Annotated in this window: 21 protein-coding genes; 4 read left to right on the forward strand and 17 right to left on the reverse strand. The window is 67.3% G+C overall.

Annotation, left to right across the window (positions count from 1 at the left end; translation table 11 throughout):
* The 9 genes from ACFTSF_RS40455 to ACFTSF_RS40495 form a co-directional block, all read right to left on the reverse strand.
* The gene (locus tag ACFTSF_RS40455; RefSeq protein ID WP_344150156.1) at positions 1–687 is read right to left on the reverse strand and encodes a GntR family transcriptional regulator; all 687 of its coding nucleotides are present in this window, start codon (positions 685–687) and stop codon (positions 1–3) included.
* Between the two features lie 84 nt (positions 688–771).
* A complete protein-coding gene (locus ACFTSF_RS40460) occupies positions 772–2,049 on the reverse strand; it encodes an alpha/beta fold hydrolase (protein WP_380160779.1) in 1,278 nt (425 codons plus the stop codon).
* On the reverse strand, positions 2,046–2,867 hold the full coding sequence (locus ACFTSF_RS40465) for an ATP-binding cassette domain-containing protein (RefSeq protein ID WP_380160781.1): 822 nt from the start codon (positions 2,865–2,867) through the stop codon (positions 2,046–2,048). The genes ACFTSF_RS40460 and ACFTSF_RS40465 overlap by 4 nt, the downstream gene beginning before the upstream one ends.
* Positions 2,864–3,667: an ABC transporter ATP-binding protein gene (locus ACFTSF_RS40470; protein WP_380160783.1), complete on the reverse strand. Its 804-nt coding sequence runs from the start codon at positions 3,665–3,667 to the stop codon at positions 2,864–2,866. Before ACFTSF_RS40470 ends, ACFTSF_RS40465 begins: the two co-directional genes overlap by 4 nt.
* Entirely contained in the window at positions 3,664–4,647 is a 984-nt protein-coding gene (locus ACFTSF_RS40475; protein ID WP_380160785.1) for an ABC transporter permease, read from the reverse strand. The genes ACFTSF_RS40470 and ACFTSF_RS40475 overlap by 4 nt, the downstream gene beginning before the upstream one ends.
* On the reverse strand, positions 4,644–5,603 hold the full coding sequence (locus tag ACFTSF_RS40480; protein WP_344150146.1) for an ABC transporter permease: 960 nt from the start codon (positions 5,601–5,603) through the stop codon (positions 4,644–4,646). Before ACFTSF_RS40480 ends, ACFTSF_RS40475 begins: the two co-directional genes overlap by 4 nt.
* 6 nt (positions 5,604–5,609) lie before the next feature.
* On the reverse strand, positions 5,610–7,304 hold the full coding sequence (locus ACFTSF_RS40485; RefSeq protein ID WP_380160787.1) for an ABC transporter substrate-binding protein: 1,695 nt from the start codon (positions 7,302–7,304) through the stop codon (positions 5,610–5,612).
* Complete coding sequence (locus ACFTSF_RS40490) at positions 7,301–9,148, reverse strand: glycoside hydrolase family 127 protein (RefSeq protein ID WP_380160789.1); 1,848 nt, start codon at positions 9,146–9,148, stop codon at positions 7,301–7,303. Before ACFTSF_RS40490 ends, ACFTSF_RS40485 begins: the two co-directional genes overlap by 4 nt.
* A 57-nt stretch (positions 9,149–9,205) precedes the next feature.
* Entirely contained in the window at positions 9,206–9,661 is a 456-nt protein-coding gene (locus ACFTSF_RS40495; protein ID WP_380160790.1) for an ester cyclase, read from the reverse strand.
* An 82-nt stretch (positions 9,662–9,743) separates the two neighbouring features.
* Here ACFTSF_RS40495 and ACFTSF_RS40500 point away from each other — a divergent pair, with 82 nt between their 5' ends.
* Positions 9,744–10,337: a TetR/AcrR family transcriptional regulator gene (locus ACFTSF_RS40500; protein ID WP_380160792.1), complete on the forward strand. Its 594-nt coding sequence runs from the start codon at positions 9,744–9,746 to the stop codon at positions 10,335–10,337.
* A gap of 137 nt (positions 10,338–10,474) precedes the next feature.
* On the opposite strand, the gene ACFTSF_RS40505 is transcribed toward ACFTSF_RS40500, so the two are convergent.
* A complete protein-coding gene (locus ACFTSF_RS40505; RefSeq protein WP_380160794.1) occupies positions 10,475–12,994 on the reverse strand; it encodes a polynucleotide kinase-phosphatase in 2,520 nt (839 codons plus the stop codon).
* On the reverse strand, positions 12,991–14,397 hold the full coding sequence (locus ACFTSF_RS40510) for a 3' terminal RNA ribose 2'-O-methyltransferase Hen1 (protein ID WP_380160796.1): 1,407 nt from the start codon (positions 14,395–14,397) through the stop codon (positions 12,991–12,993). The genes ACFTSF_RS40505 and ACFTSF_RS40510 overlap by 4 nt, the downstream gene beginning before the upstream one ends.
* A 225-nt stretch (positions 14,398–14,622) precedes the next feature.
* Here ACFTSF_RS40510 and ACFTSF_RS40515 point away from each other — a divergent pair, with 225 nt between their 5' ends.
* Complete coding sequence (locus tag ACFTSF_RS40515) at positions 14,623–14,934, forward strand: hypothetical protein (protein WP_380160798.1); 312 nt, start codon at positions 14,623–14,625, stop codon at positions 14,932–14,934.
* Positions 14,935–14,961: 27 nt separating this feature from the next.
* Here ACFTSF_RS40515 and folE read toward each other — a convergent pair whose 3' ends face one another.
* On the reverse strand, positions 14,962–15,573 hold the full coding sequence (gene folE, locus ACFTSF_RS40520) for a GTP cyclohydrolase I FolE (protein WP_344150130.1): 612 nt from the start codon (positions 15,571–15,573) through the stop codon (positions 14,962–14,964).
* Positions 15,574–15,648: 75 nt separating this feature from the next.
* Here folE and ACFTSF_RS40525 point away from each other — a divergent pair, with 75 nt between their 5' ends.
* On the forward strand, positions 15,649–16,323 hold the full coding sequence (locus ACFTSF_RS40525) for a helix-turn-helix transcriptional regulator (RefSeq protein WP_380160799.1): 675 nt from the start codon (positions 15,649–15,651) through the stop codon (positions 16,321–16,323).
* Positions 16,324–16,332: 9 nt separating this feature from the next.
* On the opposite strand, the gene ACFTSF_RS40530 is transcribed toward ACFTSF_RS40525, so the two are convergent.
* Together ACFTSF_RS40530 and ACFTSF_RS40535 are read right to left on the reverse strand one after the other, a co-directional pair.
* Complete coding sequence (locus ACFTSF_RS40530) at positions 16,333–17,316, reverse strand: transposase (RefSeq protein WP_380160801.1); 984 nt, start codon at positions 17,314–17,316, stop codon at positions 16,333–16,335.
* Between the two features lie 59 nt (positions 17,317–17,375).
* A complete protein-coding gene (locus ACFTSF_RS40535) occupies positions 17,376–17,780 on the reverse strand; it encodes a hypothetical protein (protein ID WP_344151731.1) in 405 nt (134 codons plus the stop codon).
* Between the two features lie 185 nt (positions 17,781–17,965).
* On the opposite strand from ACFTSF_RS40535, the gene ybaK reads away from it, so the two are divergent.
* Positions 17,966–18,454, forward strand: coding sequence for a Cys-tRNA(Pro) deacylase (gene ybaK / locus ACFTSF_RS40540; protein ID WP_380160803.1), 489 nt, complete (start codon positions 17,966–17,968; stop codon positions 18,452–18,454).
* On the opposite strand, the gene ACFTSF_RS40545 is transcribed toward ybaK, so the two are convergent.
* The 3 genes from ACFTSF_RS40545 to ACFTSF_RS40555 are packed head-to-tail and all read right to left on the reverse strand — an operon-like array spanning position 18,441 to position 21,242.
* A complete protein-coding gene (locus tag ACFTSF_RS40545) occupies positions 18,441–19,244 on the reverse strand; it encodes an ATP-binding cassette domain-containing protein (RefSeq protein ID WP_344153631.1) in 804 nt (267 codons plus the stop codon). The genes ybaK and ACFTSF_RS40545 overlap by 14 nt on opposite strands.
* A complete protein-coding gene (locus tag ACFTSF_RS40550; RefSeq protein ID WP_380160805.1) occupies positions 19,241–20,236 on the reverse strand; it encodes an ABC transporter permease in 996 nt (331 codons plus the stop codon). Before ACFTSF_RS40550 ends, ACFTSF_RS40545 begins: the two co-directional genes overlap by 4 nt.
* Positions 20,237–20,240: 4 nt before the next feature.
* Positions 20,241–21,242 (reverse strand): substrate-binding domain-containing protein, encoded by a 1,002-nt coding sequence (locus tag ACFTSF_RS40555; RefSeq protein WP_380160807.1) that lies wholly within the window; start codon positions 21,240–21,242, stop codon positions 20,241–20,243.
* Between the last annotated feature and the right edge of the window lies 1 nt (position 21,243).

Genomic DNA, 21,243 nt, shown 5'->3' on the forward strand with positions numbered 1-21,243 from the left:
TCACTCGGCCGGTGAGCGGGCCCACAGCCCGCGCACATGGCCGATGTGGCGGCGCATCAACTGCTCCGCGCCATCGCCGTCGCGCGCCTCGACCAGCTCGAGCAGCTCGTGGTGCTCCTCGGCGGACGCGACCAGGCGCCCGCTCTCGACGAGCGGGGTGAGCCCCAGCAGCCGGGTCTGGGAGCGCAGGTCGGAGACGACGTCAACGAGCTTCTGGTTACCGGAGTAAGCGAGCAGCGTGACGTGGAAGACCCGGTCCGCCTCGATGTAGGCGATCAGGTCACCGGCCTCGGCCGCCACCACGATGTCGTCGGCCAGCCGCCGCAGCTCCGGGAAGTCGTCGGCGGGAATCACCGGTACGACGTCGCGCATCGTCGGCGGCTCGATCAGCTGCCGGAGTGCCGCCAGATTGTCCAGATCCTCCTCGGACACCTCAGTGACCCGGAAGCCTTTGTTCCGCAGTGAGATGACCAGGCCCTCCCGGACCAGGTCCAGCATCGCCTCGCGGACCGGTGTCGCGGAGACCCCGAAGCGCGCCCCGAGCATCGGCGCGGAGTACACCTCGCCCGGCTCCAGCTCACCGGAGATGACGGCTGCCCGCAGCGCGTTCGCAACGCTGTCGCGCAGGTTCTCGCGCTGGTCCAGCCGCCGGACACTCGGCAGCGGCCCGATCGAATCGGCAGCCATCTCCACCTCCCTTTTCACTGACCCCCAACCCACCCAACCACGGTCAGTGGCCTTGAGTCGCCCCATTGTCCTGCACCACCCGCGTCACCCCGCGACGCCACCCCCGACGGACCGGACTAGCTCAGTCAGCCGCTCGAACACGCGATCGGAACCGAGCCCGTCGTGCTCGTACTCGTTCGTCACCCACGCCTGCACATTGCCGACCCGCCGCGCGGTGTCCAGCTGCAGCCCGGAATCGACGTACATGTCGTCGAAGTACACCGCCGCAGCGACCGGTACGTCGTTCTCCGCGAGCCGCTCGACGTCGTACAGCTCAGGCCAATGCGCCCGCTGCGCGAGCACCTCCACCGCCCCCTGGAACGGGCGCAGCCCCTGGATCTCGGCGAACATCCAGGGATACATCATCTCGCCAGTCAGCAGCAGCGGCCGAGCATCCTCCGCAAACTCCGGACGCAGCGCCCGCTCTGCCTCAGCGGCCCAGGCGGTCGCGCCGGATCCGGAGCCATAGATGCTCTCCTGCAGCGCCGCGAACAGCGGTCCCGACCGGTACGACGTGAGCGCGCGAACCTGCTCGAGGAACGTGTCGGACAGCTCGTCGCCGTCGAACGCTTCGTCGACCAGCCAGTGGATCCGCTCCAGCCCCGGCTTCATGCCGAAATCAATGCCGATCGACTGGAACCGCCGTACCGTCAACCGGTCCCCGTCGACGAGCCGCACGTCGTCGCCCGCGAGCCGGTCCGCGATCCGGCCGATCTGCTCGACGTCATGGGGATACCGCGCGTAGTACGACTGAGTCCGCGCGGCTACCCGGGGATAGGTCCGCCGGTACACCTCGGCCGCGGACGGCTCCAGCCCAGGCAGTCCCCCGGTCACGTAGCACGCAGCCAGCCCCTCCGGCGCGGCCGACAGATAGGTCAACGTCAGGAAGCCGCCATAGCTCTGCCCGAGCGTCGACCACCGGCGACCGCCGAAGACCGTCTTCCGCAGGTGCTCGGCGTCCGCGACGATCGAGTCGGCCAGGAAGCACGCCAGATAGTCAGCCCCCTCGTCGGCCGGCATCGACGCCATCCGCCGGCCGCTGACCGGCGTACTGCGACCGGTGCCGCGCTGATCCATCAGGATCACCCGGAAAGTCTTCAGGGCCTGCGTGATCCACGGCACCGAGCCCGCCGGCCGCGGGCTCTTCCCACCAGGTCCACCCTGCAGGAAGAGCAGGCACGGCAGATCCTCGTCCTTGCGCATCGGATCGACGAGCTCGCGCGCGAAGACGGTGATCGACTCCGAGGCCGGGTCGGACCAGTCCAGCGGGACCTCGACCGTGTGCTCGCGGACGTGCAGATCGGGAATTGTGTAGCTGATCATGACGCGACCTTTCGCTGCCGGCGCTTGGCGTCCCACTCCGGATTGATCCGCGGTACGGCGGCCAACAGTGTCCTCGTGTAGTCGTCCTGAGGATCGCCGAAGACCTGTTCGCGGGTGCCGAGTTCGACGATCCGGCCCTGGTTCATCACGGCCACCCGATGGCAGATCTGCCGGACCACGGCCAGATCGTGCGCGATGAAAATGTAGCTGAACCCACTCTCGGCCTGGAGCCGCATCAGCAGTTCCAGGACCTGCGCCTGGATCGACACATCGAGTGCCGACACCGCCTCGTCGCAGATCACCAGCCGCGGGTTCACCGCCAGCGCGCGGGCAATCCCGATCCGCTGCGCCTGACCGCCGGAGAACTGGGCCGGGTAACGCCGGCAGTGGTCCGGGTTCAGTCCGACCCGTTCCATCAGCTCCTGCGCGGCAGCCCGGTATCCCGCGGCCGGCTTGATCCCCTGGTAGGCCAGCGGCGCGGTGATGATCCGCTCCACGGTGTACCGCGGATTCAGCGACGAGAACGGATCCTGAAACACCACCTGTACGTCGTTCCGGAACCGCGCGAGGTCGTTGCCGCGGGCCCGGGTCACGTCCTGACCGTCGAACACCACCGTCCCCCGGGTCGGTTCCAGCAAGCGGGCCGCGATCCGCGCGGTGGTCGACTTGCCGCTGCCCGACTCCCCCACGATCGCGAGCGTCTCGCCGAGGCCGACGTCGAAACTCACGTCGTCCACCGCCGTGAAGGTCGTCCGGCGACCGAGAGCCCTCGGGCTGCTGAACTCCTTGACCAATCCCTGCACCTGCAGCAACGTCATGACGCAACCTCGTCGTCGATCCTGGGTACGGCGTCCAGCAGCATCCGCGTGTAGTCGTGCTGAGGATCCGAGAACACCTGCTCGGCCGTTCCGTACTCGACCGGATCACCGGAGCGCATCACCAGCACCCGCTGCGCGATCGAGCTGATCACCGCCAGGTCGTGGGTGATGAAGATCATCCCGGTCCCGGTCGTCGTCTGCAGTTCGGCAAGCAGTTCGAGGATCTGCGCTTGCACAGTCACGTCCAGCGCGGTCGTCGGCTCGTCGGCGATCAGCAGCGACGGCGAACAGCACAACGCCATCGCGATCATCACTCGTTGCCGCATGCCACCGGAGAACTGATGCGGGTACTGGTCGATCCGCCGGCCGGCATCGGGAATCCGGACCCGCTCCAGCGCCTCGACCACCACCTGCCGAGCCGCCTTCCGCGAGCCGCCGCGATGCGTCCGGTACATCTCCTCGATCTGCAGTCCGACCGTGTAATACGGGTTCAGCGACGACAGCGGGTCCTGGAACACCATCGAGATCGCGTTCCCCCGGATCGGGCGCAACTCGCGGTCCGATCGACCGAGCAGCTCGGTCCCGTTCAGTCGCACGCTGCCCGTCGTACGGGCGCCTCTCGGCAGCAACCCGAGTACGGCGAGGGCCGTCATCGACTTGCCCGATCCGGACTCGCCGACGATGCCCAGCGTCTCGTCCCGGCCGACGGTGAACGACACGTTCTTCACCACGTCGACCGGACCGCGGCCGGTCGGCAGGGTGACGGTCAGATCGTCTACTACGAACAGTTCGTCGCTCATGCCGGCACCACCCGGACCCGCGGATCCAGTGCCGTGTACACGAGGTCGACCACCACGTTGCCGATGACAACGAAGAAGGCGGCCAGCAGGGTCACCGCCATGATCACCGGCTGATCGTTCTTGGCGATCGAGTCGGCGGCCAGCTTGCCGATCCCGTTCAGCCCGAACACGGTCTCGGTGATCAGCGCACCGCCGAGGAGCCCGGCGAAGTCCATCCCGAAGATCGTGGCGATCGGGGTCAGCGCCGGGCGTAATGCGTGCCTGCGCAGGATGAGCCCGCCACCCAATCCCTTCGCCCGCGCGGTCCGGTAGTAGTTCTCGGACAAGGTGTCGATCACATTGCTCCGTGTCAGCCGCGCATACAGACACGCGTAGCCGACGGCGAGCACGACCCACGGCATCAGGTACGACTCGAACCACAGCACGGGGTCGTCACCGAACGCCGGAGCCGACGGGAACGGGAGTACCTGCAGCTTCACCACCAGCACGTACTGCAGCACCAGCGCGAGGACGTAGTTCGGCACGCTCACCCCACCGAGCGCCAATGCCATCGCCGTCCGGTCCCACCACGTGCCTTGTTTGACAGCACTGATGAGGCCGCCGATCACACCGGCCAGGAGCCACAGTACGGCGGCGCCGACAGCGACCGTGATGCTGACGGGCAGGCGGCTGGTGAGCATGCTCCAGACCGACTCGTTCGTCTGGAAGCTGTACCCCAAACAAGGTGCCGGGCAGTGCACCGAGCCGTAATCGCGCCCAGCCACGATGCCGCGCAGGAACTCCCCGAACTGCGTGAGGATCGGCTGATTCAGCCCGAGTACCGAACGAATCGAGTCGATCCGCTCCGGCGTACAGGTCTTGCCGCAGATCATCACCGCCGGATCCGGCGAGAGCTTGAAGAAGATCAAGTAGGTGAACAGGCAGACGGCCAGCAGGATCACCACCACCCCGCCGAGCCGCGCGAGAACATAGCGCGTCATGACGGCGCCTCACCCCGATCTATCGCGGTACGGATCTTGTCGCCGAGGACGGTCAGCGACAGCACCGTCAGGAACAGGAAGGCGCCCGGGATCGCGAAGAACATCGGATCGACCGAATACCAGCTCACCGAACTCGAGATCATCTGGCCCCACGACGCGGTCGGCGGCGAGACTCCGACGCCGAGGAAGGACAGGCCGGCCTCGGTCCCGATGTAACCCGGGATCGCCAGCGTCGTCATCACCACGATCGAACCGCGCAGGTTCGGCAGGATCTCGCGGAACACCACCTGCAACTCCTTGGCGCCGGATGCGCGGGCCGCCTCGACGAACTCGCGACCGGCCAGCGTCATCGTCTGCCCACGGATCACCCGCGCCAGGTAAGGCCAGCCGAACGCACTGATCACGACCACCAGCAGCACCGGGCGGTTCCCGGCCGGCAGTGACGACAGGATCGCGATCATGAAGATCAGCGCCGGGAACGCCATCAGGAAGTCCATCACCCGCGAGATCACCTGGTCGACCCAGCCGCGATAGAACCCGGCCAGCATGCCGAGGACGACACCGAGGATCCCGGTCAGCAGGGTCGCCGCCAACGAGATCGTGATCGACACCCGAGCGCCGTACACGATCCGGGCGAACAGGTCGCGCCCGTTCTGCGGCTCGACGCCGAACCAGTGCTCGCCGCTGATCCCGCCCAGCGCACCGCGCGGCACGCCGCCGAGGCTGGAGTCGATCGCGGCCGAGTCGAACGCGTACGGGCCCCAGCCGCTGAGCTTGGTGATCAGCGGAGCCGCCACTGCCATCAGGACCACGATCGCCAGGAACAGCACGCAGGCCAGCGCACCCTTGTCCTGGGTCACGATCCGCAGGATCCGCCGGGCCGAGGCCGGGGAACCACCGGCCGCCGCCGGGGTCCCCACCTCCTCGACCTCGAGCAGGGTCGGGGTCGTTGTCATCGGCTACTACTTCCCCGCGTTCCGGAGACCGACCGAGACCAGGTCGATACCACCGGAGAAGCCATCGTGCAGATATGCGCCGACAATGTTGCCGCCGACAAGCATCAGCACCTTCTCGTACAGCAGCGGCACGATCGGAGCGAGTGCCATGACCTGCTTGTCCAGTTCGCCGTACGCCGCGTTGGCCGCCTGCACGTCGGTGAGCCCGGCGATCTCGGTGATCTTCGCGTTCACCGCCGGGTCGTTCAGCTGGGAGAGGTTCGAGTTGCCCTTCGGGGTGATGTTCCGGCCGTCGAACAGCGGCGGCAGGAAGGTCGCGCCGGACGGCCAGTCCGGGCACCAGCCGGTGATCGCCGCGTCGTGCTGCTGCGACGTCGTACCGATGACCTCGTAGTACGTCGCGGTGTCGATGGTGTTGATCTTGACCGCGATCTTCAGCGGCTCGAGGGCCTGCTGGATCGCCACCGCCATCGCCTGCATCTTCGGTTGCGCACGGATGTCGAGCGTGAGCGGGAAGCCGCCGTCGAAGCCTGCCTCGGTGAGCAGCTTGCGCGCAGCCTCGACATCACCCTTGTGGTCGGGGCTCGGATAGGGGTCGTAGTCGACCCGGCCGGCCACCGTCGGCGGCTGAATGCTGGTGGCGATATCGGCCAGCGCCGAACCGCCGACCGCGTCCCGGACCGTCTGCTTGTTGACCGCGAGGTTGATCGCCTGCCGAACCTTGACGTTGTCGAACGGCTTCTTCGTGGTGTTGAGACCCATGTACGTCGTACATCCGTTGATGCCCGTCATCGTCCGCTGCTTGAGCTGCGGAGTCTGGATCCGGGCCACACTGGCGGCCGTGACAGTGCCGGCGATCGCGTCGGCGTCGGTCCCCTGACCGGCGATCATCCGCTCGTCGATCGTGGCGGGATCGAGGCCGAACGTCCACTGGAACCCGTCCGGGTTCGCGCTGCGGATCGAGTCGCTCTTCTTGTCCCACTTGTCGTTGCGGACGAGCTTCAGCGTGGCGCCCGGCTTGAACTCGGATACCTTGTAGGGACCGGACGCGATCGGCTTGCCGTCCAGCTGGTTCCCGGCACCCTGCCCCTTCGGTACCGGGGTGAAGGTGTTCTGCGCGACGACGCTGCCGAAGTCCGCGAACGGCTTCTTCAGGTGAAACACCACCGTCTTCGCGTCCGGCGTCGTGATGGTCGGCAGATCACCCGACTTGTACGGTCCCTGGTACGACGCCGGCGCGTCGATCAACTGCTTCGCGTACGGCGACCCGATGCCAACCTCGGGATCCCAGGCGCGCGAGACACCCCACTTCACGTCGGCGCTCGTGATCGGCGCTCCGGTCTCGAAGAACAGGCCGTCCTTCAGGGTGAAGGTCCATGTCTTGCCGCCATCGGACGCCTTGCCGGTATCGGTCGCCAGGTCCGGGACGATTTTGGTGCCCTCGGCACCGGCTGCGGCGCCCTGCGTGGTCAGCGTCCGATAGATCAACCGGTAGAAGTTGTTCACGCCGCCGTCGAAGCCCCGCGCCGGGTCCAGATGCGAGAACGCCGCGTTCGCGAGGACCTGCACCGTGCCACCCTGGGCCGCCTTGCTGCCGGGACCGCCGGAGTCACCGGTGGCCCCACTCCCGTTGCCACCGCACGCGGTGAGCGCGAGGGTGGCCGAGGCCACCATCCCCACCAGCATGGAAGTTCTCTTCATCTGCCTTCTCCTTCGCTTCGCAGCCACACGCGCATGGCCAACGCCTCACGGTTGCCCCACAGGAAGTACGGAACGAACGTCACCGGTACCGGGCTGCCGACGGACTCCTCGGCCCGTCCGGTCAGCACGGGGTAAAGCTCGCGCGGCGGAACCGGTGCCGCCGCCGCGGTCAGATCGAGTACGACGTGATCGTCCTGCCGCCGGGCGGTCGCGGCCTGGACCGCGGTCACCGACAGCAGCAGGTCGTCGACCGGCGTCGCGGAATCTTGTTGCTCGACGCAATAGACCAGCGGACCTCGCGCAACGGCGATCGCACCGCGGGTCGCGTCAAGGTACGGGTGCGATCCATGCGCTCTAGGTGCCATCGGCAACGAAAGCTTGACGACCTCACCGGCGGTGAACGTTCGCCGTACCGTCGCCCATCCCGATGGCACCGGTTCGCCGTCGAGCCGCGCGTCCTGCGCCCAGGACGGGATCCGCAGCACGATCGCCTGCTCGGTCGCCGGCGCGTCCACCACGGTGACCGCGATCTCGCCGTCCCACGGATAGTCGGTGCCGACCGTGACCGTGAACTCCCCGGTGCTGATCCGCGCGTCGGCGTACATGCCGATGGTCAAGGTGTTCTCGTCGGCCGTGACGATGTGGTCCTGCAGCTCCGACATCCAGCGGATGATGTTGGGCGGGCAGCACGGGCAGCCGAACCACGCGCGCCGCAGCGGCTCACCACCGCTCTCCGCCCCCGACCGCTGCTCATGATCCGGTCGCCGCTGCAACGGGTTGTCGTAGAAGAACGCCGTACCGTCTGCTGACAGACCCACGGCATAGGCGTTGTAGAGCACGGTCTCGTAGACATCGAGGTACGACGCCTTGTCGGTGGCGAGGTACATCCGCCAGGCCCACTGCATGAGCGCGATCGCTGCGCAGGTCTCGGTGTACGCGCGTTCGGACGGCAGCTCGTACCGATCGCCGATCGCCTCGTCGGAGTGCCGGCTGCCCAGCCCACCGGTGAGGTAGAGCTTGGTCGCGACCATGTCGTCCCACAGCCGCTCCAGCGCGGCCAGCATCGTCGGATCGCCGGTCTCGAGGTGGATGTCGGTCGCCCCGGCCGCGAGGTAGGCCATCCGGACCGCATGCCCGATCACCGACGGCAGCTCACGGAACGGCACGTGGTCCTGGAAGTACTCCCCCGGGAAGATCGTCCGCACGAGATTCCCGCGACCGCGGCGCTCGACGAACAACTCAGCCGTGGACAGGTAGTTCTGCTGGCCGGTTTCTCGATAAAGCTCGACCAGGGCCATCTCGACCTCGGGATGACCGTCGATCCCCGGCTCACCTTCCGGGCCGAACTTGCCGACCACGAGGTCCGCGAATCTGCGGGCGACGATCAGCAGCCGGTCGTCTCCGAGCTGCCGCTTCGCCGCGACCGCCGCTTGGACGAGGTGTCCCAGGTTGTAGAGCTCATGTCCCCAGGCGAGGTCCGACCACGGCTGCTTCGGCTGGTCCGGGTCCTGGAAGTACGAGTTCAGGTAGCCGTCGTCGGCCTGGGCCTGCTCCAGCAGGCCGACGACCTCGTCGTAGAACTCGCGCGTTCCGGCCGGTACATCGTCCCGGCCGGCCTCGTAGGCGAGCCCTTCGAGGGTCTTGTAGAGATCGGTGTCGAGGAACGGATACCGGCCGCGGTACGGGCCGACGGCCGGATCGGCGAGCCGACGGAGGTTGTCGAGGTTCCCGGCGGCCCGCAGCTCCCGGATCGCGTGCGGGATCGTCGCCGCCCGGTTCCGCCGCTGCCACGCGTGCAGCAGACCACCGGTCAGTTCTGTGCGCAGCTCAGTACGGTGTGACATTGCACAAACCATAGGTGCAATGTCACACCTTGCCAAGCGATAACGGAAAGCCTTTTCCTACGCCGTCAACTTCTCCAGTACGCCGGTCTGCGCGAGCAGGGCGAATCGGTCCGGGCAGCCCCAGTGCTCGACGATCCGCCCGTCGACCACCCGCGCCATCTCGAACAGCGCCATGTCGATCGGCGCGTTGCTCGGCGGTCCGAAGAACCCGCCGGTCGCGGTCCCCCGGGCCCGGCCGCGCGCCCACACCACGTCGCCGACGACGACGGAGTCCTCGAGCGTGTAGACGAGGTCCGGCATGATCGAGTGCACCTGCCGGATCGCCGCCTTCACATTCGCCCGCGCGTCTTCCCCGGTGCCGGCCAGCCCGAACTGGTGCTCGACCATGTCCGGCGCACACACCTCGTCGACGATCGCGTCGTTCCCGGTCGCGAACCCCTCGTGCAGGATCCGCTCCAGCACCGCCAGCGGACCGACCTTCGCCGTACCCGTCAACGTCTTGTACGCAGCCATCTTCTCCCCCTGGGAATCTCGGTGCACTCTCTGTGCACTCGATGCAGTGCCACTGCACTGAACACAGTGATAGTGTGCCCACATGGCCGAAGCTGTCAAGTCCTATCGCCAGGTGCAGGCGGAGGAGACGCGGATCCGGATCGCGCAATCCGCGCGCCGGCTGTTCGCCGACCAGGGCTACGGGGCGACCAGCATCGATGCGATCGCCAAGGACGCCGGGGTCGCGACCCGCACCGTGTATTCGGCCTTCGGCACCAAGCGCGAGATCCTGTCGCTGATCTGCGACATCTGGCTGGCCGAGGCAGGCGCGCTCGAGCGAGCCCAAGAGGTCTTCGCGATCGAGGACCCGACCGCGCGCCTCCGCGGCGCCGCCGGCTGGCTCACCAACCTGTACGCCGCCGGCTTCGACGTCGTACTGATCTTCGAAGCCGCCACCGACGAGAGCCCCGAGACCAAGGCCCTCCTCCGCTCCAAACTAGCCGGGCGGAACCAAGTCATGGACGCGCTCATCGAGTCCCTACAGCCGACCCTCCGCATCCCCCTCAAACAGGCGCAAGCCGTCTACCGGGCCCTCGCCGCCCCCGGCGTCTACCAAGAACTGGTCGACGAATCCGGCTGGACCCCAGCCGAATTCGAAACCTTCGTCGCCGACTCCCTCACCCGCCAACTCCTCTAACCCCGCCAAATCCCAGGGCCGTGAACAACAAGTGGTGGCCACGAACAAGGCATAGCCTGTCCCCACCCACCACGTGGTGACCACACCCACGCCCGTCACCGTACGTTGCCGGCCGCATCCGAGCGATACGCCCACCGTCACAACCGTGGGTCGACTGGCTCTGACTCCAGGGCGAGTACGGCGAAGACGCATTCGTGGATGCGCCAGAGGGGTTCGCCGCGGGCGGCTCGTTCCAGGGACTCGATGCCTAGGGCGTATTCGCGGAGGGCCAGTGAGCGTTTGTGGCCTAGGTTGCGGTCGCGGAGGCGGGCGAAGTTGGCGGGCTCGGTGTAGTCGGGCCCGTAGATCAGGCGCAGGTACTCCGGGCCGCGGACCTTCAGTCCTGGTTGCGCGAGACCCTTCGCGGTCCGGACGAGGTTGGCGGCCGGTTTCACCACCATGCCCTCACCGCCCGCGCCGGTCAGCTCCTCCCACCACGCCACGCCTTCGTCCCAATTCGATTCCGAAACGAACAGCCGTCGGGTCGGCGTGATCACATTGGGGCCCGCAGCAACCATCCGGTCTGCGATCCCCAGATGCCAGGCATGCGGTCGTTCCTGGTACGTCGCTCCTTCGGAAGCCAGCACCTGGAACGGGGCGAGCCTAACGCCGTCGAGCCCCGTGGTCGGCCAGCAGTACCGCCGGTATGCCTCGGTGAAGCGGTCGGCGTTGACCGCGCGCTGCGTCATCGTGGCCAGCAGTTCGCCGACATCCAGACCGGCATCCACCGCCGCCGACAACGCAGCGGTTGCTGCAGGCAACGACGTACGGGCGGCGGCACCGACTGCGGCGTACTGGTTGCGGAGCAGGTCTTCAGCCTTCGCGCTCCACGGCAGCAGCTCGGCATCCAGCAGCAGCCATGACGTGTCGAGCTCCTCGAACAACCCAGCCTCGACAGCGACCGCGCGCAGTCGCGACAGCAGCTCGTCGGTCAACGCAGGGTCGAAGAACGAGCGGCCGGTGCGCGTGTGGATCGCGCCACGACCAGCCAAGCCAAAGCGCTTCAGGGCAACATCGTCGTCCCGCGTCAGCAGCACGACCGCCCGCGAACCCATGTGCTTCTCCTCGCACACCAGCTCGGTGACACCCTGCCCGCGATACGTCTCGAAGGCCTGCAGCGGGTGCTCGAGCAACCCCGGCAACGGAGAGGTCGCGACCGGGCTCATCGTCGGCGGCAGGTAGAGCAGGAACCGCGGGTCGATCGCGAACCGGCTCATCACCTCCAGCGCCGCACCGGCCTGCTCGGCGCGGACACTCAGCCGGCCGTGCGACGACGTCTCGATGACGCGCCGCCCGGTGACATCGGTCAGCTCCAGTACGTCGGGCTCCCGCTCCGGAGCCGATGCCACATGCAACGGTTTCGCCGGCGCGTAGTACTCCTTGGCCGCCTGGACCTGCACCAGCTCGCGCTCCGGATAACGCAGCGCAGTCAGCGACCCGCCGAAGACACAGCCCGTGTCGAGACAGATCGTGTTGTTGATCCACTCCGGTTCCGGGGTCGGCGTGTGTCCGTAGACGACGGTGGCGCGACCGCGGTACTCGTTCGCCCACGGGTACCGCACCGGCAGCCCGAACTCATCGGTCTCCCCCGTCGTTTCGCCGTACAGACAGAAGGAACGGACTCGGCCCGAGGCGCGACCGTGCATGCGCTCGACCAGCCCGGCGTGCGAAACGACGAGCTTGCCGTCGTCGAAGACGTAGTGCGAGATCAGCCCGTCGATGAACGTCGCAACCTCGGCCCGGAACTCCGCCGACTCGTCCTCGAGCTGCGCGAGCGTCGTCTCCAACCCATGGCTGACCTTGACGTTGCGACCCTGCAGAGCCCGCAGCAACTTGTCCTCGTGATTGCCCGGCACACAATAAGCGTTGCCAGCAGCAACCATCCCCATCACCAGCCGCAGGACACCGGGACTGTCCGGACCGCGGTCAACCAGGTCGCCGACAAAGACCGCCCGCCGCGACGGGTGCGAAGCATCAACCAACCGCCCCGAAGCATCCCGCGTCAGCGTGTAGCCGAGGTCGGTCAGCAGCTGCTGGAGCTCAGGGAGGCAGCCATGGATGTCGCCGACGATGTCGAAGGGACCGGCAACATCGGTGAGGTCGTTGAACAGCCGGGTCCGTTCGATGCTGACGGCATCGATCTCCTCGACACTGCTCAGCACGTGGACCTTCCGGAACCCCTCGCGCTTGAGACTCCGCAGTCCACGCTTCAACTGACCAAGCTGCCGAGTCACCACCTTCGCACCGAACTGCCGATCCGCCCGCTGCTCATTCCGCTCGACCGCAACCCGCTCCGGCGGGTCGAGCACGATCGCGACTGGCAGTACGTCGTACTCGCGGGCCAGCGCGACGAGCTCCCGCCGCGCCTCCGGCTGCACGTTGGTCGCGTCGATGACGGTCAGCCGACCGGCCGCAAGTCGCTTACCTGCAATGAAATGCAGCACCTCGAAGGCGTCCTTGGTGGCCGCCTGATCGTTCTCGTCATCCGAGACCAGACCACGGCAGAAGTCGCTCGAGATCACCTCGGTCGCCTTGAAATGCTTCCGCGCGAAGGTCGACTTCCCCGACCCGCTCACACCGACCAGAACCACCAGAGACAGCGCCGGTACGTCGATCATGCGGCCACCTCCGTACGGCGGAAGAGCGCGAGCTGCGTCGGCGGACCAACCTCGGGGTCATCGGGGCCAACCGGCCGGAACTCGACCGCATACCCATACCGCTCACCTACGCCCGAGGCCCACGTCTCGAACTCGGACCGCGTCCACTCGAACCGGTGGTCAGGGTGCCGGAACTCGCCGGCCGGCAGCGATTCGAACCGCACGTTGTACTCGCTGTTCGGCGTGGTCACGACAACCGCGGCCGGACGCGCAGCCTTGAAAACCGAGTGCGACAACGCAGGCAGACGCGGCGGATCGACGTGCTCGATGACCTCCATCAACACGGCCGCATCCAGACCGGCCAGGCGCTCATCGGCGTACGTCACCGAGGACTGCAGGAACCGCAGCCGGTCCCGTTGCCGGTCGGGCAGGTCGTCGTAGCGCAGCCGCCGCTTCGCCGAGATCAACGCGCGCGCCGAGACATCGGTCCCGATCAGTTCGCCGATCATCGGGTCCTTGAGCAACTCCCCGACGAGCGCGCCCTCACCACACCCGACATCCACGATCCGCCGCGCGCCGAGCTCACGCAGTACGGCGGCAACCGTCGTACGGCGCTCGACCGCCAGCGACACGGGGCCCTCCGACTCAGGTGCCTCGTCGGCCACCTCGACGCCGTCGGCCTCGGCCAGCCGCTCCAAAGCGTCATCGGACAGATAGCGCCGGTGTGCGAGGTAGCGGTGCGAGATCAGGTCCTTCTCGGGGTGCGTGCCCAGCCACCCGGCACCGGCCCGAACCAGCTTGTCGACCTCGTCGGAGCCGACCCAGTAGTGCTTCGCGTCGTCCAGAACCGGGAGCATCACATACAAGTGATTGAGTGCGTCGGCCAGCCGGACCACGCCGGTCAGCCGCAGATCGACGTACCGGGAGTCACCCCAGGTCGGGACCTCCGGGTCGAGCGGCACCGGGCGCGCGTCGACGGTCCAGCCGAGTGGCGCGAACATCCGCTCCGCGAGCTCGGTGCCGCCACGACACGGCAGCGCGGGCACGTGGATCTGCAGCGGGATCGGTGCGGCGGCGAGGTCGGGCCGGGCGTCGCAGCGGCCGATCATCGCGGTCCGGAAGAACTTGCTGAGCGCGACCGCGAGCAGGCTGGAGGCGGCGTACGGGCGGTCGTTCACGTACTGGCCGAGGGTGAATCCTTCGGAGGATTTTCCGCGGCCGGCCCGGACCAGAGCGATCGGGTCGATCTCTAGCAGCACGGCCGCCGTACAGCGCTCGTCGGTCGCCTCGGGGTAGAACACATGCGCTGTGCCACCGGTGACATCGGTCCGCTGCGGTCGTCCGGGATTCTTGTGCAACAAGTACCCGAAATCGCTTGCGGGAAGGTCGAATCCGGCCAGGTCGGTGGTCAGCGTCAGGAACACTGCGCCATTCGATCATGTCAAGCGTTCAAAGCCGTTGTCCTTTTACCGATCGGACGTTGAGACACGCCTGATCATCTCTGGCGTGTCGGGCACTTTGGTTCTAGCTTGTTGTGCAGCACCAGAGTCGCTACAGATCGTTCTTCCCCGCTGACACTCGGTTCTTGTCCCCGGTTTGTGGCGAGCGCCCAACCGCGCCCGTTCCGGGCTCATCACGGGGAAAGGACTATGAAACCGCAGACCTTCGAACTCCTGCGCTACACCGACATCAGCGGGGTCTCCGGGACCGGCATCGTCGCTGAAGGCTGTGTCTTCACCGACGGTTCGGTGGCGCTGCGCTGGCACGGCGCCAACCCCTCCACGGCCGTCTGGCCGGATCTCGACTCCATCCTCGCCGTCCACGGCCACTGCGGCGCCACCGTCGTGCGCTGGCTGGACGTCTCCGAGATGGAAACGGTCCCTGGCACCGACCTGCTGCCCGGCGAGGTGGCGCACATCCTCGCCACCGGGCGGCTCACCCACAAGGCGGTGTCCGCCTGACCTGAAAGGCTTCGGCTGGCCGCCGGACTACGGGGTGAGGCCGGTCAGCGCGAAGAACTCCTGCCGGGAGCTGGGCTTGTCCCGCAGGATGCCGTGCAGTGCCGACGTGACGGTCTTCGAACCGACCGCGCGCACTCCACGCAATGACATGCACTGGTGCTCGGCCTCGATCACGACCCCGACACCCTGCGGCGCCAGGTGGTCCTGCAGCCAGTCGGCGACCTGCTTGGTCAACCGCTCCTGCACCTGGAAATCGCGCGCGAACAACTCGACCACCCGGGCCAGCTTCGACAGCCCGAGGATCCGCTCCCCCGGCAGGTACCCGACGTGCGCCACCCCCTGGAACGGCAGCAGGTGGTGCTCACACAACGACTGCACCGGGATGTCCTTGGCGAGCACGAGCTCGTCGTACCCCTCGTCGTTCGGGAAGGTCGTCAGCGCGAACTCGCGCGGCGTCAGCATCTCGGCGTACGCGTTCGCCACCCGGCGCGGGGTCTCGGCCAGGTGTGAGCTCTGTGGGTCGCGGCCGAGCGCCTTCAGCAGGTCCGCGACCGCGCGCTCGGCGGCCGGCAGGTCGATCTGGGCCCGGCTGGCCACGATATGGAGGGGCACCGCTTCGAGATCGGCCGAAATCGCCATCTGCACACTCCCTGAGAATTCAACGAAGGGCCATCATACTGTTTCACCAACCGAAGTTGTCGATAGAATCATCCCGTGGACAACCACTGGAAGGCCATCGCCGTACTCGAGGAGCCCACCCGGCGCCGCCTCTACGAGTACGTCGTCGCCCAGCCCACCCCGGTCAGCCGCGACGACGCGGCCGCCGCCCTCGCCATCCCGCGCACCACCGCGGCCTTCCACCTCGACCGCCTCACCGATGAGGGCCTGCTCGCCTTCTGCTTCGAGCGCCGCACCGGCCGCACCGGCCCCGGCGCCGGCCGCCCCGCCAAGCTCTACCACCGCTCCGACACCGAGATCGAGATCAGCCTCCCCGAACGCCAGTACGCCGTCGCCGGCCGCCTCCTCGCCGCCGCCATCGAAGCCGCCGAGTCCACCGGGACCTCCCCCCGAACCGCCCTCGACCGCGTAGCCCACGAGTACGGCGAAACCCTCGGCCGCACCGAAGCCCCCCTCCTCGACATCCTCGAACGCCACGGCTTCGAACCCCGCCCCGACGGCAACGACATCTCCCTCGCCAACTGCCCCTTCCGCCGCCTAGCCGCCGACCACCCCCACCTCGTCTGCCACATGAACCTCAACCTCCTAGCCGGCCTGACCACCGCCACCAACGCCGCCTTCGAAGCCCGCCTAACCCCACACCCCAGCCACTGCTGCGTCCGCCTAGTCGCCACCCCACCGCCCCCGCCCGACCCCCATTTCGCTGGCTAGCGGGCGTTGTCAAGCTGCTTGGAGTCGTTGGGTGGTTTTTGCTGGGGGGTTGGTCTGGGGGAGGTTGATGCCGACGGTCCTGGCGGGTGCGGGGGTGCGGGGCCGGTGTCGGAAGCGTTCGGGGTGGGCTGCGTAGTAGTCCTGGTGGGTCTGGTCGCGTTGGTTCCAGCGGTGGAGCCAGGTGCCGTCGTGGACCTGGTCGGGTGAGAACAGCGCGATGCCGGAGTGCTTGTGCTGGCTGTTGTACCAAGGCACGTAGGTGCCCATGTGAGCACGCGCCTGCTCGAGGTCTTCGAAGGTGCCGGGGTAGTTCGGCCGGTACTTCATCGTGCGGAACTCTGATTCGGAGAACGGGTTGTCGTTGGACACCCGGGGCCGGTTGTGGGTCTGAGCAACGCCGGCCTCGGCGAGGAGCTCTTTGAGCACGTTCGAGCGCATTGAAGATCCGGAATCGGCGTGCACTGCCCGCGGCGCTCCGTGGCAGGCGAACGCGTGCTGGAACATTTCCACGGCCAGGACGTCGACCTCGCGGTCCTCGACCCTCCAGCCGACGATCTTGCGGGAGTAGATATCGATGACCGAGTAGCCCTTGAACGCCTTGCCGCGCCACGGGGAACGCAGATCGGTGATGTCCCAGGACCAGACCTGACCGGGCCCGGTCGCTTCCAGCACAGGTGTTTCACGCGGTGTCGTGGAGCCGCGGCGCGTCGGCGCGACCGGCCGCTGGGACTGGTCATGAATGTCGGCTGCGATCCGCCACCACGACCGCCGCGAGGCCAGCATCACACCGTCGTCCCACGCAACTGCGAACGCGTGATCGACGGAATTCCCGGCCGCCCAGGCCAGCGTGATCTTGTCCGCGATCAGGCCACGATCGGCCGTCGAGATCCGCGACCGATAAGCCCGGTCCTTGTGCGCAACAGGATCAGCCACCGGCTCCCGCGGGCAGGCCCGGTAATGCCACGTCGAGCGCGACACCCCAGTGATCTTCAACGCTTCACGCTGTGACCCCAGCCAACCGGTCAGGTCGACGACGAGTTCGTTCTCGGCGATCAGGAAGTCGACGGATCGCTGGTCTGCGGGTCGTCGCCGGGCTCTTGCTCGTTCATCGCATGCAAGAGCCCGATAGCTTTTCCCAGCGTGTCGTTCGTGCCCTCCAGCTCATGGATCCGCTCGGTCAGTTTCGCGACCTCGGCCGCATGCGCCGCACGCTCCGCCGCCCGCGCTTTCTCCAACGCAGTCCGCTTGGTCGGTGGCACAGTCATAGGACTACCTTCTCGCGGAACCAGAGCCCGGTCGAGATCACCCTCGAACACCGTCGATCGCCACCGCTTCAACCGGTCGTACGAGACACCCTGCGCAGCCAGCCACGACAACTTCTGCCCACGCGGCTGCACGTAATACTCGTGCACGAACTCCCGAATCTCCACCGCCGTGAACCCCACACCGACCGTCATCACCCATGCTCCTCACCAATCACCAATCACCAACCGACTCACGACCAGCCTGGCGCAGAGGGTTAACCCCGAATATGGGTGCCTAGCCAGGCAAATGGTGTTGAGCTGGTGGGCGGGAGCCCGGTACGGCGGGGTGTTGGGGGCGCGGGCGGAACGCGGGTGGACGGGGTGGTTAGGGTCGGGGGGTGGCTAAGGGGAAGCAGTCGGTGGGGACGCCGGCGACGGTGGCGTTGACTAAGGCGAATGTTCAGTTCAGCTCGCATGCGTATGAGCATGATCCGGCGGCGAAGTCGTACGGGTTGGAGGCGGCTGAGGCACTCGGGCTGGAGCCTGAGCAGGTGTTCAAGACGCTGCTGGTCGAGGTCGACGGCAAGCTGACGGTCGGCGTCGTGCCGGTGGACAAGCAGCTTGATCTGAAGGCGATCGCGGCGGCTGCCGGTGGGAAGAAGGCCGTGATGGCCGACCCGGCCACGGCCGAACGCACGACCGGGTACGTCGTCGGTGGAATCAGCCCGATCGGTCAGAAGCGGCCGTTGCCGACGGTCGTGGACAGTACGGCGACCGACCACGCGACCGTCTATGTGTCGGGTGGTCGGCGGGGGCTCGACATCGGTCTCGCCCCCGCCGACCTGATCGCGGTCACGAACGCCCGGACCGCGGCTATCGCACGCTGACGTCCACCAGGTTCGGCGGTGCGTCCGGGTCGCCGGGTCGGAGGGCTCCGGTCATCAGCGAGACCACCTGGCTCATCGACGCGTCCGCCGGCCGTACGACGGCGGTCCGGCGACCGAGGCGGTGGACGTGGATGCGGTCGGCGATCTCGAACACCTGCGGCATGTCGTGACTGATCAGGACCACCGGCAGCCCGCGATCACGGATGCGCCGGATGAGGTCGAGCACCTGCCGCGACTCCTTCACGCCGAGTGCAGCCGTCGGCTCGTCCATGATGACCATCCGGCTGCCGAACATCGCCGCCCGGGCAACCGCGACAGCCTGCCGCTGACCACCGGACAGCGTCTCGACCAGTTGGCCGATGTGCTGCACGGTTTCGATGCCCAAGGCATCTAGTTGCTTCTGCGCCTGTTCGCGCATCGCACCCCGGTCGAGCAGCCGGAACACACTGCCCAACGGCCCGGTACGGCGTACTTCGCGGCCGAGGAAGAGATTCGTGGCGATGTCCATCGCGGGCGCCAGTGCCAGCGTTTGATGGACCGTCTCGATCCCGGCGTGCCGAGCGTCGAGTGGTGAATGGAAATGCGTCTCCGAACCGTCGAGCAGGATCGTGCCCTCGTCCGGAATCAGCGCGCCGGACAGCGCCTTGATCAGGCTGGACTTGCCGGCGCCGTTGTCGCCGACCACGGCCAGCACCTCACCGGCGTACAGGTCGAAGTCGGCGCCGTCGATCGCGGTCACCCGGCCGTAGCGCTTCACCAAACCGCGTGCCTGCAGTGCGGGAGTTGTCATCGCGACCTCCTCCGAACGACCTGGTCGAAGGCGACCGCGGCGATCACCAGGACACCGGTTGCGACATCCTGGTACAGGCTGTCGATCCCGGCCTGGGTCAGACCGCTGCGCAGTACGGCGACGATCAGCGCGCCGACCACGGTTCCCATCACACTGCCCCGGCCACCGAACAGGCTGGTGCCGCCGATGACTACCGCGGTGATGCTGTCCAGGTTGCCGGTCTGGAAGGCGTTCGGGTCCGCGTTCGGGATCCGGCCGAGCGCCTGCCAGGCGGCGAACGCGTAGATCACGCCGGCGATCAGGTAGACGCTGAAGCGAGTCCGGCCGACGTGGATACCAGTCAGCCGGGCAGCTTCCGGATCGTTGCCCAGGGCATACACATGTCGCCCCCAGGCGGTCCGGGTGAGCGCATACCAGGTGATCGCGAACATCACCACGGCCAGCGTCATCCCGTGCGTCACCTTGATCTGCCCGAACAGGTAACCGCCTTCACCGAGAACCCCGAGCAGGTTGTCGGTGACCGGGTACGAGCTGCCTTCGGAGTACAGGCGCCCGGCCGCGAGCACGACGGTCAGCATGCCGAGCGTGACGATGAACGGCGGCAGGTTGAGCATCGTCACCAGCCCACCGGAGATCGCCCCCAGCACCGCACACACCAAGAACCCGGCCACCAACGCGACCACCGAGTTACTGCCCTCGGTCACCAGCCGCGCCAGCACCATCGTCCCCAGCACCATGACGGCCGCGTTCGCAAGGTCGATTCCGCCGGTCAGCACAATCAACGTCTGCCCCAACGCCAGCGTCGCCACCACCAACGACTGCTGCACCACCAAACTCAGGTTGTCCACGGTGAGAAACGTCGAAGTAGTCACCGAAAACACAACCATCGCCAAAATCAACGCGGCGAGTGGTCCCAGCGCGGGATTGTGCAGGAACGCTTCAGCAGAACGATTCCGGAACGACTGCGTCGCCCGAGCCTCAACAGAGCTCATCAACTCAGCCCCAGCAGTTCTGGGAGCCCCATGCCGTGTCCTTGCTGTCCAGGCCGGCGAGGGGTTTGTCGGTGATGAGTTGGGCGCCGGTGTCTTGGAAGCCGGTGGGCTTCTTGCCGTCCTTGGCGAAGGCGACTACTGCGTCTACGCCTTGTTCGGCCATCTTCTTCGGGAACTGCATGACGGTGGCGAGGTACTTGCCGGCCTTGACGTCGGCGACGCCTTGGCAGCCGCCGTCGATCGAGCCGACCGCGACCTTGCCGGCCAGGTTCTTGGCGGTGAGGGCGGCTACGGCGCCTCGGGCGGCGGGCTCGTTGATGGTGTAGACGGAGTTGACCGTGGCGTCGCGTTGGAGGAGGTTCTCCATCGCGGCCTGCGCCTTGTTCTGGTCGCCGTTGGTCGGGGCCACGCCGATGATGGCGGGGTCGCCGTCCTTCAGGCCCATGCCTTGCAGGAAGCCGCGGTGGCGCTGCTCGTCGACCGTGCCGCCCGGCGTACCGTCCATCATCAGCAGCCGCGGCGCGGTGGACCCGAGGGCCGCCTTGACGTACTTGCCTTCCAGCTCACCCGCGGTCACGTTGTTCGTCGCGTAGGTCGCATCGACGGCGTCCTTCGGGTCGGTCTCGGTGTCGAGGGCGATCACCAGAACGCCCTTCTCCTTGGCCTGTTTGAGCGCGCCGAGGATACCGGTGGAGTTGCTCGGCGTGATCAGGATGCCTTTCACGCCTTGCTGGACGAGGTTCTCGATCGCGGCCACCTGGCCCTCGTTGTCGCCGTCGAACTTGCCGGCCACGGCGATTAGCTGAGCACCCGACTTCTCGGCGTGCGCCTTGGCCGACTCGCGCAACTTCACGAAGTACGGGTTGGTGTCGGTCTTGGTGACGAGCCCGATCTTGACCGGGCCGGTGCTCTCACCACCGCCGCCACTGCCGGACTTGGTCTGGGTACACGCCGCGGTGGCCATCAGTGCGACGGACAGCAGTACGACGGGGATGGTTCTTCTCACG

This window comes from Kribbella sp. NPDC056951 (genome assembly GCF_042674205.1).
Taxonomy (GTDB): Bacteria; Actinomycetota; Actinomycetes; order Propionibacteriales; family Kribbellaceae; genus Kribbella; species Kribbella yunnanensis.